The organism is Streptomyces sp. NPDC040410 (assembly GCF_055595715.1).
Genome location: NZ_JBVIVK010000016.1, coordinates 109,076 through 123,961, shown reverse-complemented (window position 1 = coordinate 123,961; position 14,886 = coordinate 109,076). Strand labels below are relative to the sequence as shown.

The window sequence follows — 14,886 nt, the reverse complement described above, 5'->3', positions numbered from 1 at the left end:
ACCGACCTAGGTTGGTCCAGTGGAGCAACACAGGACGCGACCCCGGCAGTACCGACCGCCGCGCGGCAAGCCGCCGCTGCCCGCTCAGGCGCAGCGTCGTCCGGCGGTGGTGCGGCGGGGGCCTCCTGCCCCGCCGGCCCCGGCCCGCACGGCGGTACGGCGGCTGCCGGACCCGCGGCTGACCGGGCTGGGCGGCGGGCTCTTCTGCGTGGCGCTGATGTTCGTGCTCGGGTGGCTGGACCAGGTGCTGCTCGGAGCGTCGCTGACCGTGTACGGCGTGCTGTTCCTGCCGGTGTGCGGACTGACCGCACTCTGGATCCGGCCGGGGGACCTGGTGACCGCGCCCGTCGTCGTGCCGATCGCCTTCGCCGTCGGGCTCCTTCCCGTGGCCGACGGGGGCGGGGGCTTCTTCGGCCACTTGATGGGCCTCTTCACGGCGCTCGCCACGCAGGCCGGGTGGCTGTACGGCGGGACGCTGGTCGCCGGGGTCATCGCGACGGTGCGGAAGATCCGCGTGATGAACCGCCGGGCTGTCCGGAACCGCCCGCGCGCCTGATCCACCGCTTCGGCGGGCCGGTCCCCGGAGCCTAGTGCCGCGTCAGCCAAGGTTTGCCCGTCAAGGAGCGGCGTCCGGTGCGTGCTCTCGCCGTGCCGGCCGGAAGTCCTCGTACTGGACGTACTCGGGCTTTCGGCCGGTGCGGCGAGTGGGGGCACCTCTCACGCCCTTGAGGCAGTGGGGGAGCGTGCCGGGCGTCGCGACGGGGCGAACCTTGGCTGACGCGGCACTAGGCCACCTTCGCCGCCCGCATCGCCGCCCCCACGATCCCCGCGTTGTTCTGCAGCTGTGCCGGGACGACCTCTGCCTTGATGCCCTCGATGAAGTGCAGGAACTTCTGGGACTTCCGGCTGACGCCGCCGCCGATGATGAACAGCTCCGGCGAGAACAGCATCTCCACGTGGGCGAGGTACCTCTGGACGCGGTGGGCCCAGTGCTCCCACGTCAGCTCCTCGTCGTCCTTGGCCTTGCTGGAGGCGCGTTTCTCCGCGTCGTGGCCGTGCAGCTCCAGGTGGCCCAGTTCGGTGTTGGGGACGAGGGCGCCGTCGACGAAAAGGGCGCTGCCGATGCCGGTGCCGAAGGTGAGCAGGATGACGATGCCCCGGCGGCCCCGGCCGGCGCCGAAGTTCACCTCGGCGACGCCGGCCGCGTCCGCGTCGTTGACGACCGTCACCGGGAGGCCGCCCAGGCGGTCGCCGAACAACGCGCGCGCGTCGGTGTCGATCCAGGCCTTGTCGACGTTGGCTGCCGTGCGGATCGTGGACCCGTCGGTGACGACGCCGGGGAAGGTGAGCCCGACCGGTCCCGCCCACCCGAAGTGGTCGACGACCTGCTTCACGCCGTCGGCCACGCCGTCGGGTGTGGCCGGCTGCGGAGTGAGCACCTTGAAGCGCTCCTTGGCCAGGTCGCCCCTGTCCAGGTCCACGGGGGCGCCCTTGATCCCGGATCCACCGATGTCCACGCCGAAGATCTGCATGGCTCTACGTTACGACGGACGACTGACAGTCACTCGGGTGGGTGCCCGTCACTCCTCGGAGGCTCCGCTCCCGCCGCGCTCCGCGGCCAGCGCCGCGGCCTCCTCGCGCAGGTCGCGGCGCAGCTCCTTCGGCAGCGAGAAGGTGATGGACTCCTCGGCCGCCTTGACGATCTCGACGTCCTCGAAGCCACGCCGGCCGAGCCACTCCAGGACCTGCTCGACCAGGATCTCCGGGACCGAGGCACCGGACGTCACGCCGACCGTGGACACGCCCTCGAGCCAGGCCTCGTCGATCTCGTCGGCGAAGTCGACGAGGTATGCCTCGCGCGAGCCCGCGAGCTTGGCGACCTCGACGAGCCGCTTGGAGTTGGAGGAGTTGCGTGAGCCGACCACGATCACGAGCTCGGCCTCGGCGCCCATCTGCTTCACCGCGAGCTGACGGTTCTGCGTCGCATAGCAGATGTCGTCGCTGGGCGGGGAGATGAGCTGCGGGAACTTCTCCTTGAGCGCGTCGACGGTCTCCATGGTCTCGTCGACGGAGAGCGTGGTCTGGGACAGCCAGACGACCCTGGACGGGTCGCGGACCTCCACCTTGGCGACGTCGGTGGGCCCGTCGACGAGCTGGATGTGCTCGGGGGCCTCGCCGGAGGTGCCGATGACCTCCTCGTGGCCCTCGTGCCCGATCAGCAGGATGTCGTAGTCCTCCTGGGCGAAGCGGACGGCTTCCTTGTGGACCTTGGTGACCAGCGGGCAGGTCGCGTCGATGGTGGCGAGCCGGCCCCGCGCGGCCTCCTCGTGCACGACCGGAGCGACGCCGTGGGCCGAGAACATGACGATGTTCCCCGGCGGGACCTCCTCGGTCCGCTCGACGAAGACGGCGCCCTTCTTCTCCAGGGTCTGCACGACGTACTTGTTGTGGACGATCTCGTGCCGGACGTAGACGGGCGCCCCGTACTGCTCCAGCGCCTTCTCGACGGCGATCACGGCGCGGTCCACACCCGCGCAGTAGCCCCGGGGAGCGGCGAGCAGGACACGGCGGCCAGGCGAAGCAGTCATGCGAACCATCGTAAGGCCGCGTCCGGGGCGTCGAAGATCGCGCACGTGTCACAGTCACGCATGACCGAGGACCGGCACGGGCACGCCGTGATGTCGGTGCCGGCCGTTACGCTCGCGGCATGGCTGTGAACACGTCCCCAGAAGCCCCCCTGCCCGTCGGTGAGGTGTCGCGGCTGATCGGGGGGTGGATCGACCGGCTCGGCGCGGTGTGGGTCGAGGGGCAGATCACCCAGCTGTCGCGGCGGCCGGGTGCGGGCGTCGTGTTCCTGACCTTGCGCGATCCGTCGTACGACATCTCGGTGAGCGTCACCTGCTACCGGCAGGTTTTCGACGCGGTCGCCGACGTGGTCAGCGAGGGGGCGCGGGTCGTCGTCCTCGCCAGGCCCGAGTGGTACGCCCCGCGCGGGCAGCTCTCCCTGCGGGCCGCCGAGATGAGGCCGGTGGGGGTCGGGGAACTTCTGGCACGGCTGGAACAGCTGAAGAAGTCCCTCGCCGCGGAGGGGCTGTTCGCGCCCGAGCGGAAGAAGGCCCTGCCCTTCCTCCCCCAGCTCGTCGGGCTGGTCTGCGGCCGCGCCTCCGCCGCGGAGCGCGATGTGCTGGAGAACGCCCGGCACCGCTGGCCCGCCGTCCGCTTCGAGGTACGCAACGTCGCCGTACAGGGGGTGCACGCGGTGCCGCAGGTCGTCCAGGCCGTCAAGGAGCTCGACGCGCTCGACGACGTGGACGTGATCATCGTCGCGCGCGGGGGCGGAAGCGTGGAGGATCTGCTGCCGTTCTCCGACGAACAGCTGGTCCGGGCCGTCGCCGCCTGCCGAACACCCGTCGTGTCCGCTATCGGGCACGAGCCGGACAACCCGCTCCTCGATCATGTGGCCGACCTGCGGGCGTCGACGCCCACGGACGCCGCGAAGAAGGTGGTACCGGACGTCGGCGAGGAGTACGAGCGGGTACGGCAGCTGCGGGATCGCGCTCGGCGCTGCATGGTGGCGTTCGTCGAGCGGGAGGAGCGCGGGCTGGCCCATGCCCTCGCCCGGCCGTCGATAGAGGATCCGCACCGGATGATCGACGAGCGGGCCGATCATGTGGCGTCCCTCCTCGACCGCGGCCGGCGCACCCTCGGCCACCTGTTGGACCGCGCCGACTCGGAGCTGACGCACACGCACGCGCGTGTGGTGGCGCTCTCCCCCGCGGCGACGCTGAAGCGGGGCTACGCGGTTCTGCAGAAAGCCGACGGCCACGTGGTCCGCGATCCGTCCGAGGTGACGCCGGACGAGACGCTGCGCGCGCGGGTGGCCGAGGGTGAGTTCACTGTCCGAGTCGATACATAGAGTGGGCGTATGACCAGCAAGGTGGACGAGGCGCTCGGGTACGAGCAGGCGCGGGACGAGTTGATCGAGGTCGTGCGGCGGCTGGAGGCGGGCGGTACGACGCTGGAGGAGTCCCTCGCGCTGTGGGAGCGGGGCGAGGAGCTGGCCAGGGTGTGCCGGACCTGGCTCGAGGGTGCGCGCAAGCGGCTCGACGCGGCGCTCGCGGAGGAGAGGGAGGGGGAGGGCGAGCCGGACGGCTCCGCATAGCGCGGGGCACGAGTGGGCCGGGAGCACCACCCGCGAGTCCTTGAAAGTTGGAGCACATGTGAATCGGATCACCTCGCTCTCTTTTTCGTTGAAGCTTAAACCTTCACGCCGTACCTTCGATGAGCAAGCCGGTCCCCCGGATCCCCGCTCGTCCCGAGAAGGTCCTACTCATGTCTCTCGTCCTCGACCCCGCCGCGCAGGACCTGCTGTTCCGCCAGGCCCGTACCGCGAACACCTTCACCGGCGAGCCGGTGACCGACGAGCAGGTGCAGGCCATCTACGACCTGGTCAAGTACGGTCCGACGGCCTTCAACCAGACCCCCCTGCGCATCACCCTGATCCGCTCCGCCGAGGCCCGCGAGCGTCTGGTCAAGCACATGGCCGAGGGCAACCAGCCCAAGACCGCCACCGCCCCGCTGGTCGCGATCCTCTCCGCGGACAACGAGTTCCACGAGGAGCTGCCGCACCTCTTCCCGCACTTCCCGCAGGCCAAGGACCTCTTCTTCGCCGAGCGCCCGGCCCGTGAGAGCGCCGCCGCGCTGAACGCCGCCCTTCAGGCCGCGTACTTCATCATCGGCGTGCGTGCGGCCGGCCTCGCCGCCGGCCCGATGACCGGTCTGGACTTCGAGGGCGTCCGCAAGGAGTTCCTGGACGACGACCACACCCCGCTGATGGTCGTCAACATCGGCAGGCCGGGCGACGACGCCTGGTTCCCACGCTCCCCGCGCCTGGAGTACGACCAGGTCGTCACCACGGTCTGAGCGGCCGAAGCCCGCTCGACGCAAGAAGCCCCCGGCGCCGGGGGCTTCCCCGTGTCCGGGGCGCTGCCGCTCACGCCGTCTTCAGCGCCTCTGCCATCTCCGTCAGCTGTGCGAACGACCCCGTGCCGGCCACGACGGTCGTCGCGCCCTTGTCCGTGAGGACGAGGGCGTCGTAGCGGCCGCCGGAGTAGCGCGTCCACGTCCGGCCGTCGATCTGCTGGGTGGTCTTCGTCGCCTCCGCGCCCTGGCTCGCCTCGTCGATGAACGCCGACCGCTTCTGAGTCGACTGCTCGATCTGCACGTACTCCCCGTCGGGGGCGTGGAAGCCCAGATGCCAGGCGTCGAAGTCGTCACCGCGGAAGCGGACCGAGGTCGCCTTCCACTCCTTGGACAGGCCCTCCGGAGCGGCCACCGGATAGGACGCGGCGCGGCGCGCCGTCAGGAGCTCGACGCGGTAGTCGACCCGCTTGATGTCGGGAGCGGAGTCGTCGTGCGGGACGAAGACGTAGATGACCGCCGCCGCGATCCCGATCAGGGCCAGGGAGAGGATCATGTCCCGGACCGTCTTCTGCTTGCCGTTCGAACCTGCCACGCCCCTATCGTCGCAGGTGCCCCGGTGCGCTCATCCGTGGGGGCCACTGCTCATTTTGTCCGTCCAACGATAGAGTCGAGCGCATACCCTCATCCGGCCGTCGTCGTATCAGAAAGGTGCGCTCCGATGACCGAGAACCATCATCTGCCGTCCGAGCTCGAAGTTCCCTCCGAAGCCCCCGACCGCAACCTCGCCCTGGAGCTCGTCCGGGTGACCGAGGCCGCGGCGATGGCCGCCGGCCGCTGGGTCGGGCGCGGCGACAAGAACGGCGCCGACGGTGCCGCTGTTCGCGCCATGCGGACCCTCGTCTCCACCGTCTCGATGAACGGCGTCGTCGTCATCGGCGAGGGCGAGAAGGACGAGGCCCCGATGCTCTTCAACGGGGAGCGCGTCGGCGACGGGACCGGGCCCGAGTGCGACATCGCCGTCGACCCGATCGACGGGACGACGCTGACCGCCAAGGGCATGCCGAACGCGATCGCCGTGCTGGCGGCCGCGGACCGGGGGTCGATGTTCGACCCGTCCGCCGTGTTCTACATGGACAAGCTGGTCACCGGGCCCGAGGCCGCGGACTTCGTCGACATCGACGCGCCCGTGGCGGTGAACATCCGCCGGATCGCCAAGGCCAAGCGGTCCGCGCCGGAGGACGTCACCGTCGTCATCCTCGACCGGCCGCGCCACGAAGGCCTCATCAAGGAGGTCCGGGAAGCCGGCGCGCGCATCAAGCTGATCTCCGACGGCGATGTCGCCGGCTCGATCTACGCGCTGCGCGAGGGCACGGGTGTCGACCTGCTGCTCGGCATCGGCGGCACACCCGAGGGCATCATCTCGGCCTGCGCCGTGAAGTGCCTGGGCGGCACCATCCAGGGCAAGCTGTGGCCCAAGGACGACGAAGAGCGGCAGCGGGCGATCGACGCGGGGCACGACCTCGACCGTGTGCTGACCACGGACGACCTGGTCTCCGGAGAGAACGTCTTCTTCGTCGCCACGGGTATCACCGACGGCGAACTGCTGCGGGGCGTGCGGTATCGGTCGGAGACCGCCACGACCGATTCCATCGTGATGAGGTCGAAGTCCGGGACGGTACGGAAGATCAACTCGGAGCACCGGCTGAGCAAGCTGCGGGCGTACAGCGCGATCGACTTCGACCGGGCGAAGTAGCTCCGCCGGGAACGGGGAGCGGATCGTGGGCAACGGGACCGTGGCGGGCCGCGCCCACGCGGCGGAGCCACAGGCGTCACAGCCCCGCTCCCCTTGGGCCGGTCCACCACCCCGCGGTTTCTCAGGAGTGCGGCGTCATGTGCGTCATGGGAAGGAGGGCGTCCCCGGTGCGGAGGGGGCGCCCTCTTTCCCTGTGGAAGCGGCCGGACTAACCGGCCTTCGCTATGCGGCCCGCCGCCCGGGCTGCCTTCTGGAGTTCGAGGTCGCGGCGGCGCCGGCGGGCCAGGACCACGCGGCGTTCGGCGGCGGTCAGGCCGCCCCAGACGCCGTACGGCTCGGGTTGCAGGAGCGCGTGCTCGCGGCACTCGACCATCACCGGGCAGCGCGCACAGACACGCTTGGCCGCCTCCTCGCGGGAGAGCCGGGCGGCAGTGGGTTCCTTGGAGGGCGCGAAGAACAGGCCGGCCTCGTCGCGCCGGCACACCGCCTCGGTGTGCCACGGTGCGTCTTGGTCCCTGTCGCGCACTGGCACCCGCTGGGCCGGAACGGCAGCTACCTGCAGGGACGAATGCGGCGGTTGCAGCACGGTCTACTCCTGACGACGGCTTCGCGAGCGAGAGACGATGCAGCAAGGCCTACCCGCTGTGCGCGTGCCTATGCACTGAGTTCCGAACCGCTGTTTTCGTGGGGTCTTACGGCACGCCGCGAGCGGGCGCGCAAGGCCCGCGGGTGGACCAATTCCCTTCGAACCCGGCCGAGTTCACAACCGTCAACGATCCAAGTGCTTGCGCAAACCCTTGTCGACCTTGCGCTGCACCCGGTCGAGGATGTCCACCACGAGCCTGCCCCGCTTGGGCCTGCCCTCGATGTTGCCCAGGACCGCCCAGCCGTCCACGTAGACGACGGGAGCCTCGGGGTCGTCCGAATCCAGCGTGTCCACCTCGAAGTTGCCGAGGACGCCGCCGCCGGTGCCGCGCAGTGACACGTTCTCCGGGACGCGGACCTCGACATTACCGAAGACCGAGATCGCCTTGACCACGACCTGCTGGTACTCGAAGAGCGCCTCGCTGAGGTCTATCTCGACAGTGCCGAAGACCGCGTACGCGTGGATCCGGCGCCCCGCACGCCAGCGGCCCTTGCGGACGGCGCTGCTGAAGACGGCCACCACGTTGTCGTCGGGGTCGGCCGGCAGGGCGGCGGCGGGGCGGTTGGGGGCCACGGCGAACGCCGGGGCGGACCGCCGGTGAGCGGCCGGCAGGTCCCGTATGAAAACCTCCAGCTCGCCGACCGTCTTGGCGTTCAGCACCCCCTCGACGCGCTCGGCGTGCTCGTCGGCGGTGAGGCGGCCCTCGGCGAGGGCCTCCCGGAGGATGTCCGCGATGCGGTCGCGATCGGCGTCCGAGGCACGGAGTTCGGGGACGGCGGGCGCGGTCTGCTTCTGAAGGTCCACGACAGCAGCGTACCCAAACGCGATAGATCGCGACTAGGGGTGTGGGCGGCCCGCGCGGGTCGAACTGAGCCTTACCTCACAGGTTCGCCGTCAGCGGCAGGTTCTACGCTGGTGGGCGCCCGCCAATGGAGGACGGGCAGCAATCCGTCGAGTGAGGAATGGGCGACATGCCTGAGTTCGCGTACACCGATCTGCTCCCCATGGGAGAGGACACCACCCCGTACCGGCTGGTGACCTCCGAGGGTGTCTCCACCTTCGAGGCCGACGGGCGGACGTTCCTCAAGGTGGAGCCGGAGGCGCTGCGCAAGCTGGCCGAGGAGGCCGTCCACGACATCCAGCACTACCTGCGCCCGGCCCACCTGGCCCAGCTGCGCCGCATCATCGACGACCCCGAGGCGTCGAGCAACGACAAGTTCGTCGCCCTCGACCTGCTGAAGAACGCGAACATCGCGGCCGCGGGCGTGCTCCCGATGTGCCAGGACACCGGCACGGCGATCGTCATGGGCAAGCGCGGACAGAACGTGCTCACCGAGGGCGGCGACGAGGCCGCCCTCTCTCACGGCATCCACGACGCCTACCAGAACCTGAACCTGCGCTACTCGCAGATGGCTCCGCTCACCATGTGGGAGGAGAAGAACACCGGCTCCAACCTGCCGGCGCAGATCGAGCTGTATGCAACCGACGGCGGCGCGTACAAGTTCCTGTTCATGGCCAAGGGCGGCGGCTCCGCCAACAAGTCGTTCCTCTACCAGGAGACGAAGGCCGTCCTGAACGAGGCCTCCATGATGAAGTTCCTGGAGGAGAAGATCCGTTCGCTCGGTACGGCCGCCTGCCCGCCGTACCACCTGGCCGTCGTCGTCGGCGGTACGTCGGCCGAATACGCCCTGAAGACCGCGAAGTACGCCTCCGCGCACTACCTGGACGAGATCCCGGCCGAGGGCTCGCCGCTGGGCCACGGCTTCCGGGACAAGGAGCTGGAGGAGAAGGTCTTCGAGCTGACGCAGAAGATCGGCATCGGCGCGCAGTTCGGCGGCAAGTACTTCTGCCACGACGTACGGGTCGTCCGCCTCCCCCGCCACGGCGCGTCCTGCCCGGTCGCCATCGCCGTGTCCTGCTCGGCCGACCGCCAGGCGGTCGCGAAGATCACGGCGGAGGGTGTCTTCCTGGAGCAGCTGGAGACGGACCCGGCGCGGTTCCTGCCGGAGACGACGGACGAGCACCTGGACGAGGGCGACGTCGTGAAGATCGACCTCAACCAGCCGATGGACGACATCCTGGCCGAGCTGACCAAGTACCCGGTGAAGACCCGGCTCTCGCTCTCCGGTCCGCTGGTCGTGGCACGTGACATCGCGCACGCCAAGATCAAGGAGCGGCTGGACGCGGGCGAGGAGATGCCGCAGTACCTCAAGGACCACCCGGTGTACTACGCGGGTCCGGCGAAGACGCCCGAGGGTTACGCGTCCGGTTCGTTCGGCCCGACGACGGCCGGCCGCATGGACTCGTACGTAGAGCAGTTCCAGGCCGCGGGCGGCTCCAAGGTGATGCTGGCCAAGGGCAACCGCAGCAAGCAGGTCACCGACGCGTGCGACGCCCACGGCGGCTTCTACCTCGGCTCCATCGGCGGCCCCGCCGCCCGTCTCGCCCAGGACTGCATCAAGAAGGTCGAGGTCGTCGAGTACGAGGAGCTCGGCATGGAGGCGGTCTGGAAGATCGAGGTCGAGGACTTCCCGGCGTTCGTCGTCGTCGACGACAAGGGCAACGACTTCTTCCAAAATCCTGCGCCGACGCCGACGTTCACGTCGATTCCGGTACGGGGGCCCGGGCCGGCGTAGCGCCTCCGGGGCGCCGGGGGACGGATTTCGCCCCCGCCGCCCCCGCCCGTCCCGTCCCAGGGGCTCTGCCCCTTCGCCCCGCACCCCACCGGGGCCCGCCCCGGGCCCCCTTCGGCCTGACGGCCTCGTCCCCGGACGCCGGACGGGCTGGGTGCGGGACGATCATCCTGCCGGGAACATCCCCGACCTCGCACGCGATGTACCCGGTATGAGCGACTACCGCATCGAGCACGACTCCATGGGCGAGGTCCGCGTCCCCGCCGAGGCCAAGTGGCGGGCGCAGACGCAGCGCGCCGTCGAGAACTTCCCCGTCTCAGGGCAGCGCATCGAGCGTGCGCACATCGAGGCGCTCGCGCGTATCAAGGGCGCGGCCGCGAAGGTGAACGCCGAGCTCGGGGTGGTGGACAAGGAGGTCGCCGAGGCGATCCAGGACGCGGCGGCAGAGGTCGCGGAGGGGACGTGGGACGCGCACTTTCCCATCGATGTGTTCCAGACGGGGTCGGGGACCTCGTCCAACATGAACACCAACGAGGTCATCGCCACTCTCGCGAGTGAGCGGCTGGGCAAGGACGTACACCCGAACGATCATGTCAACGCGTCGCAGTCGTCCAACGACGTGTTTCCGTCGTCCATCCACATCGCCGCCACCGCCGCCGTCACCCGGGACCTCATCCCCGCCCTCGACCACCTGGCCACCTCGCTGGAGCGCAAGGCCGAGGAGTTCGCCGATGTGGTGAAGTCGGGACGGACGCATCTCATGGACGCCACGCCGGTGACCCTGGGGCAGGAGTTCGGGGGGTACGCGGCGCAGGTGCGGTACGGGGTCGAGCGGCTGAACGCCTCGCTTCCCCGGCTCGCCGAGCTGCCCCTCGGCGGCACGGCGGTCGGCACCGGCATCAACACGCCGCCCGGGTTCTCCGCAGCCGTCATCGAGGAGGTCGCGCGCGCCACCGGGCTGCCGCTCACCGAGGCCCGCGACCATTTCGAGGCGCAGGGCGCCCGGGACGGGATCGTCGAGACGAGCGGGCAGCTGCGGACCATCGCCGTCGGACTGACCAAGATCGCCAATGATCTGCGGTGGATGGCGTCCGGGCCGCGGACGGGTCTCGCCGAGATCTCCCTGCCCGACCTCCAGCCGGGCTCCTCGATCATGCCGGGCAAGGTCAATCCCGTCATTCCGGAGGCCGTGCTCATGGTCGCCGCGCAGGTCACCGGCAACGACGCCACCGTCGCCGCCGCGGGGGCCGCCGGCAACTTCGAGCTCAACGTCATGCTGCCGGTCATCGCCAGGAACGTGCTGGAGTCCGTACGGCTGCTCGCCAACGTCTCCCGGCTGCTCGCCGACCGGACCGTCGACGGGATCGTCGCCCACCGGGAACGGGCCCGCGAGTACGCCGAGTCGTCGCCCTCCGTGGTCACTCCGCTCAACAAGTACATCGGGTACGAGGCGGCAGCCAAGGTCGCCAAGAAGGCGCTGGCCGAGCGGAAGACGATCCGCCAGGCCGTCCTGGAGGGCGGGTACGTGGAGCAAGGGCATCTGACGGTCGAACAGCTCGACGAGGCCCTGGATGTCCTGCGCATGACGCACCCGTGACCGGCACCGCCGGGCGAACCGAGCCCCGATAACGGGCGTGTGAACCGTGACGCGGACGGCAGCGTCGTATGCCCACGGCACCTAATATCTGTGCATGGCGGACGGTGGAGCGATGAGACGAGTGGAAGCGGGCGGGTCTTCGGCGTACTGGGAGCCCGGGAGTCAGATCCTGTGGCGGTACCGGGAAAACGCCGGCGCACGCTTCCACATCGCGCGCCCCGTGACCGTCGCACGGGACGACGGCGAGATCCTCGCCGTCTGGATGGCGCCCGGCACCGAATGCGTCAAACCCGCGCTCGCCGACGGCACACCCGTGCACCTGGAGCCGCTGGAGTCGCGCTACACCAAGCCCCGGACCGTGCAGCGCGACCGGTGGTTCGGCACCGGGGTGCTGAAGCTGGCCCGGCCCGGTGAGCCGTGGTCGGTATGGCTGTTCTGGGATCCGGGCTGGCGCTTCAAGAACTGGTACGTGAACCTCGAACAGCCGCTGACGCGCTGGGACGGCGGGGTCGACTCCGAGGACCACTTCCTGGACATCTCCGTCCACCCGGACCGCAGTTGGCACTGGCGGGACGAGGACGAGTTCGCGCAGGCCCAGCGGGACGGCCTGATGGACGCCGGGCTGGCCGCGCTGGTGCGGGAGGCGGGGCGGTCCGCGGTGGAGGTGATCGATGCCTGGGGCCCGCCGTTCTCGGACGGCTGGCAGCACTGGCGCCCGGATCCGTCCTGGACGGTTCCGGCCCTTCCGGAGGACTGGGACCGTACTCCCGCGCACATGTCCTCATGAGACCCTTGATGCGCCCCCGGGCAAGAAACGTAGGATCGTCCTCCGCAAGGGGCACGCGGTAACTTCCCGCGCATGCGCTGGGCTTGACCGATCGTCACCGAGGGGCGGCAGGACGTGAGCGAGGGGTACGAGGGCAACACCGGCAGGGGCCGTACACGGTCAGCCGGTGACACAGGAACAGCCTCTGACCACGCAGGAATTCCGTTCCGGGGACACGTATTCCGGGTATCGGCATTCCTGCGGGACGAACTGCACGCGCGGCGCGCAGCCCCGGACGGACGGATTCGACACGCGTGACGGAGTATCCCACCTCCTTCGAGCGCCCCCAGACGGGCGCCGACCCCGCGGACCCACGCGGGGCGCTCCTGCGTTCCTCTGCGCCCGCCCCGTCCCCCGCCGACGTGAACGCCTTACCCGCACAGGCACGGACGGGAGAGACGCCGTCAGGGCCCGGCACGACCGCGCCGGGCGCCCCCGCGCCGTGCGGCAACGGCAAGGACTCCTCGGGTCCCGCGGGCTCCGTCGGCACCGGGCCCGAACACTCCCAGCCCGCCGCCGCCGAGACCGGCACCCACCGTCCGCGGCCCGTACCCGAGTCCGAGGCCATCCCGGTCCAGTCCGCCGCCGATCAGGACCGGCCGGCCGCGTCCCAGGCCGGCCAGGAGCGCCGTACCGGGCAGGGACTGCCGCCCGGGCGGCCCACGCCGATGCGGCGGGACGGGGACCGGCTGCGGTTCGTGGGTGCCGCGACGCGGCGGATCGCCCGCGGAATCGACCTCGACGAGATCGTGATGGGGCTGTGCCGGGCGACCGTGCCGACGTTCTCGGACGCGATCCTCGTCTATCTGCGCGACCCGCTGCCCGTCGGCGACGAGCGGCCCACCGGCCCCCTCGTGCTGCGGCTGCGCCGTACCGACCGGATCCCGGAGGAGCGGGACACCGACGGCGGGTTCACGCCGGCCCTCCAGCCGGAGCCTTCCGAGCTGGACACCATCGGCACCGAACTGTGCGAGGTGCGGCCCGGCAGTGCGCTCGCCGAGGTGCTGCGCGGGGTGCGGCCCGTGTTCACGGACACGCCGGCCGCCCGTGCCGCACTGCCCGAACTCCTGGGCGAGGGATGTGAGTTCGTGGTGCCGGGCGGGCAGCGCGCCATCCTCGCCCCGCTGCGCGGCCGGCGCCGTGTCATCGGCGCCGCGCTGTTCCTGCGCCGCCCGGAGCGCATCCCCTTCGAGGCCGACGACCTGCTGGTGGCCGCCCAGCTCGCCACGCACAGCGCGCTCGGCATCGACAAGGCCGTGCTGTACGGGCGTGAGGCGTACATCGCCGACGAGCTGCAGCGCACCATGCTGCCCGAGACCCTCCCCCGGCCCACCGGAGTACGGCTGGCGTCCCGCTACCTCCCCGCCGCCGAGACCGCGCGGGTCGGCGGAGACTGGTACGACGCCATTCCGCTGCCCGGCAGCCGGGTCGCCCTCGTCGTCGGGGACGTCATGGGCCACTCCATGACGTCCGCCGCGATCATGGGACAGCTGCGGACGACGGCCCAGACCCTCGCCGGGCTCGACCTGCCGCCGCAGGAGGTTCTGCACCACCTCGACGAACAGGCCCAGCGGCTGGGCACCGACCGCATGGCTACCTGCCTGTACGCCGTGTACGACCCGGTGTCGCACCGCATCACCATCGCCAACGCCGGCCATCCCCCGCCGGTCCTGCTGCACCTGGGCGGCCGGGCCGAGGTGCTGCGGGTGCCGCCGGGCGCGCCGATCGGCGTGGGCGGCGTCGACTTCGAGGCCGTGGAGCTGGACGCGCCGGCCGGGGCGACACTGCTCCTCTACACCGACGGGCTCGTCGAATCCCGCCTCAGGGACGTATGGACCGGTATAGAGCAGCTGCGCGAGAAGCTCGCGGCGACCGCGCAGCTGACGGGGCCGGACCATCCGCCGCCCCTGGAAGCCCTGTGCGACGAGGTGCTCGACATGCTCGGGCCGGGCGACCGGGACGACGACATCGCGCTGCTCGCCGCCCGCTTCGACGGAATCGCGCCGAGCGACGTGGCGTACTGGTTCCTGGAGCCGGAGGACGCTGCCCCCGGCCGGGCCCGGCGCCTGGCCCGGCGCGCGCTGTCCCGCTGGGGTCTGGAGGAGCTCAGCGACTCGGTCGAGCTCCTGGTCAGCGAGGTGGTGACCAACGCCGTGCGCTATGCCTCGCGGCCGGTCACGCTGCGGCTGCTGCGCACCGACGTGCTGCGCTGCGAGGTCGGCGACGACGTGCCGCAGCTGCCGCGCCTCAGGCAGGCGCGCGCCACGGACGAGGGCGGGCGCGGCCTCTACCTGGTGAACAAGCTGGCCAGGCGGTGGGGCGCGACCCGGCTGAGTACGGGGAAGGTGGTCTGGTTCGAGCTGAACCAGGGCTGAGCACTCCGCTCTGGGGGCCGTTCGCACACGGCGGGTCCGTCGTGGTGGTCGCGTCCGTGCGGCGAAGCCGCAAAGTGTCACGCCCCCCGCGCCCCTTGGGACGACAAGGGCGCCCGGTGTCTGCCGGGCGCCC

14 protein-coding genes are annotated in these 14,886 nt (G+C 70.8%); 9 read left to right on the top strand and 5 right to left on the bottom strand.

Translation table 11 applies throughout. From position 1 onward, the window contains the following. Positions 1–19: 19 nt before the first annotated feature. On the top strand, positions 20–556 hold the full coding sequence (locus ACZ562_RS28425) for a DUF6542 domain-containing protein (protein WP_471184699.1): 537 nt from the start codon (positions 20–22) through the stop codon (positions 554–556). A gap of 229 nt (positions 557–785) precedes the next feature. Here the strand turns inward: ACZ562_RS28425 and ppgK are convergent, their stop codons facing one another. Then, complete coding sequence (gene ppgK, locus ACZ562_RS28420; RefSeq protein WP_471184697.1) at positions 786–1,532, bottom strand: polyphosphate--glucose phosphotransferase; 747 nt, start codon at positions 1,530–1,532, stop codon at positions 786–788. Positions 1,533–1,580: 48 nt separating this feature from the next. Next, on the bottom strand, positions 1,581–2,597 hold the full coding sequence (locus ACZ562_RS28415) for a 4-hydroxy-3-methylbut-2-enyl diphosphate reductase (RefSeq protein ID WP_471184694.1): 1,017 nt from the start codon (positions 2,595–2,597) through the stop codon (positions 1,581–1,583). 110 nt (positions 2,598–2,707) lie between these two features. Here ACZ562_RS28415 and xseA point away from each other — a divergent pair, with 110 nt between their 5' ends. From xseA to ACZ562_RS28400, 3 genes are all read left to right on the top strand, one after another. Then, positions 2,708–3,916 carry an exodeoxyribonuclease VII large subunit gene (xseA, locus tag ACZ562_RS28410; protein WP_471184692.1) on the top strand — a complete coding sequence of 403 codons (1,209 nt, stop codon included), beginning with the start codon at positions 2,708–2,710 and terminating at the stop codon, positions 3,914–3,916. Between the two features lie 9 nt (positions 3,917–3,925). Then, entirely contained in the window at positions 3,926–4,162 is a 237-nt protein-coding gene (locus tag ACZ562_RS28405; protein WP_471184689.1) for an exodeoxyribonuclease VII small subunit, read from the top strand. A 170-nt stretch (positions 4,163–4,332) separates the two neighbouring features. Then, positions 4,333–4,923 carry a malonic semialdehyde reductase gene (locus ACZ562_RS28400; protein ID WP_471184819.1) on the top strand — a complete coding sequence of 197 codons (591 nt, stop codon included), beginning with the start codon at positions 4,333–4,335 and terminating at the stop codon, positions 4,921–4,923. Between the two features lie 70 nt (positions 4,924–4,993). Here ACZ562_RS28400 and ACZ562_RS28395 read toward each other — a convergent pair whose 3' ends face one another. Then, a complete protein-coding gene (locus tag ACZ562_RS28395) occupies positions 4,994–5,515 on the bottom strand; it encodes a DUF4245 domain-containing protein (protein WP_471184686.1) in 522 nt (173 codons plus the stop codon). 126 nt (positions 5,516–5,641) lie between these two features. Here ACZ562_RS28395 and glpX point away from each other — a divergent pair, with 126 nt between their 5' ends. Next, a complete protein-coding gene (glpX, locus tag ACZ562_RS28390; protein WP_471184683.1) occupies positions 5,642–6,676 on the top strand; it encodes a class II fructose-bisphosphatase in 1,035 nt (344 codons plus the stop codon). Between the two features lie 208 nt (positions 6,677–6,884). Here glpX and ACZ562_RS28385 read toward each other — a convergent pair whose 3' ends face one another. Then, the gene (locus ACZ562_RS28385) at positions 6,885–7,262 is read right to left on the bottom strand and encodes a WhiB family transcriptional regulator (protein WP_471184681.1); all 378 of its coding nucleotides are present in this window, start codon (positions 7,260–7,262) and stop codon (positions 6,885–6,887) included. Between the two features lie 183 nt (positions 7,263–7,445). After that, positions 7,446–8,126 (bottom strand): DUF1707 SHOCT-like domain-containing protein, encoded by a 681-nt coding sequence (locus ACZ562_RS28380; RefSeq protein WP_471184678.1) that lies wholly within the window; start codon positions 8,124–8,126, stop codon positions 7,446–7,448. Between the two features lie 167 nt (positions 8,127–8,293). Between ACZ562_RS28380 and ACZ562_RS28375 the strand changes: the two genes are divergently transcribed. The 4 genes from ACZ562_RS28375 (at position 8,294) to ACZ562_RS28360 (ending at position 14,753) form a co-directional block, all read left to right on the top strand. Then, the gene (locus tag ACZ562_RS28375; protein WP_471184676.1) at positions 8,294–9,958 is read left to right on the top strand and encodes a fumarate hydratase; all 1,665 of its coding nucleotides are present in this window, start codon (positions 8,294–8,296) and stop codon (positions 9,956–9,958) included. A gap of 208 nt (positions 9,959–10,166) precedes the next feature. Beyond that, on the top strand, positions 10,167–11,552 hold the full coding sequence (locus tag ACZ562_RS28370; RefSeq protein WP_471184673.1) for a class II fumarate hydratase: 1,386 nt from the start codon (positions 10,167–10,169) through the stop codon (positions 11,550–11,552). Between the two features lie 94 nt (positions 11,553–11,646). Beyond that, positions 11,647–12,339: a cytidylyl-2-hydroxypropylphosphonate hydrolase gene (fomD, locus tag ACZ562_RS28365; RefSeq protein ID WP_471184671.1), complete on the top strand. Its 693-nt coding sequence runs from the start codon at positions 11,647–11,649 to the stop codon at positions 12,337–12,339. 293 nt (positions 12,340–12,632) lie between these two features. Then, the gene (locus tag ACZ562_RS28360; protein ID WP_471184668.1) at positions 12,633–14,753 is read left to right on the top strand and encodes a SpoIIE family protein phosphatase; all 2,121 of its coding nucleotides are present in this window, start codon (positions 12,633–12,635) and stop codon (positions 14,751–14,753) included. Positions 14,754–14,886 lie beyond the last annotated feature (133 nt).

What these genes read in the sequence shown, in the direction of transcription:
- ppgK (WP_471184697.1), bottom strand. Translation starts at nt 1,532, where the DNA reads ATGCAGATCTTCGGCGTGGACATCGGTGGATCCGGGATCAAGGGCGCC.
- ACZ562_RS28415 (WP_471184694.1), bottom strand. Translation starts at nt 2,597, where the DNA reads ATGGTTCGCATGACTGCTTCGCCTGGCCGCCGTGTCCTGCTCGCCGCT.
- xseA (WP_471184692.1), top strand. Translation starts at nt 2,708, where the DNA reads ATGGCTGTGAACACGTCCCCAGAAGCCCCCCTGCCCGTCGGTGAGGTG.
- ACZ562_RS28405 (WP_471184689.1), top strand. Translation starts at nt 3,926, where the DNA reads ATGACCAGCAAGGTGGACGAGGCGCTCGGGTACGAGCAGGCGCGGGAC.
- ACZ562_RS28400 (WP_471184819.1), top strand. Translation starts at nt 4,333, where the DNA reads ATGTCTCTCGTCCTCGACCCCGCCGCGCAGGACCTGCTGTTCCGCCAG.
- glpX (WP_471184683.1), top strand. Translation starts at nt 5,642, where the DNA reads ATGACCGAGAACCATCATCTGCCGTCCGAGCTCGAAGTTCCCTCCGAA.
- ACZ562_RS28375 (WP_471184676.1), top strand. Translation starts at nt 8,294, where the DNA reads ATGCCTGAGTTCGCGTACACCGATCTGCTCCCCATGGGAGAGGACACC.
- ACZ562_RS28370 (WP_471184673.1), top strand. Translation starts at nt 10,167, where the DNA reads ATGAGCGACTACCGCATCGAGCACGACTCCATGGGCGAGGTCCGCGTC.
- fomD (WP_471184671.1), top strand. Translation starts at nt 11,647, where the DNA reads ATGGCGGACGGTGGAGCGATGAGACGAGTGGAAGCGGGCGGGTCTTCG.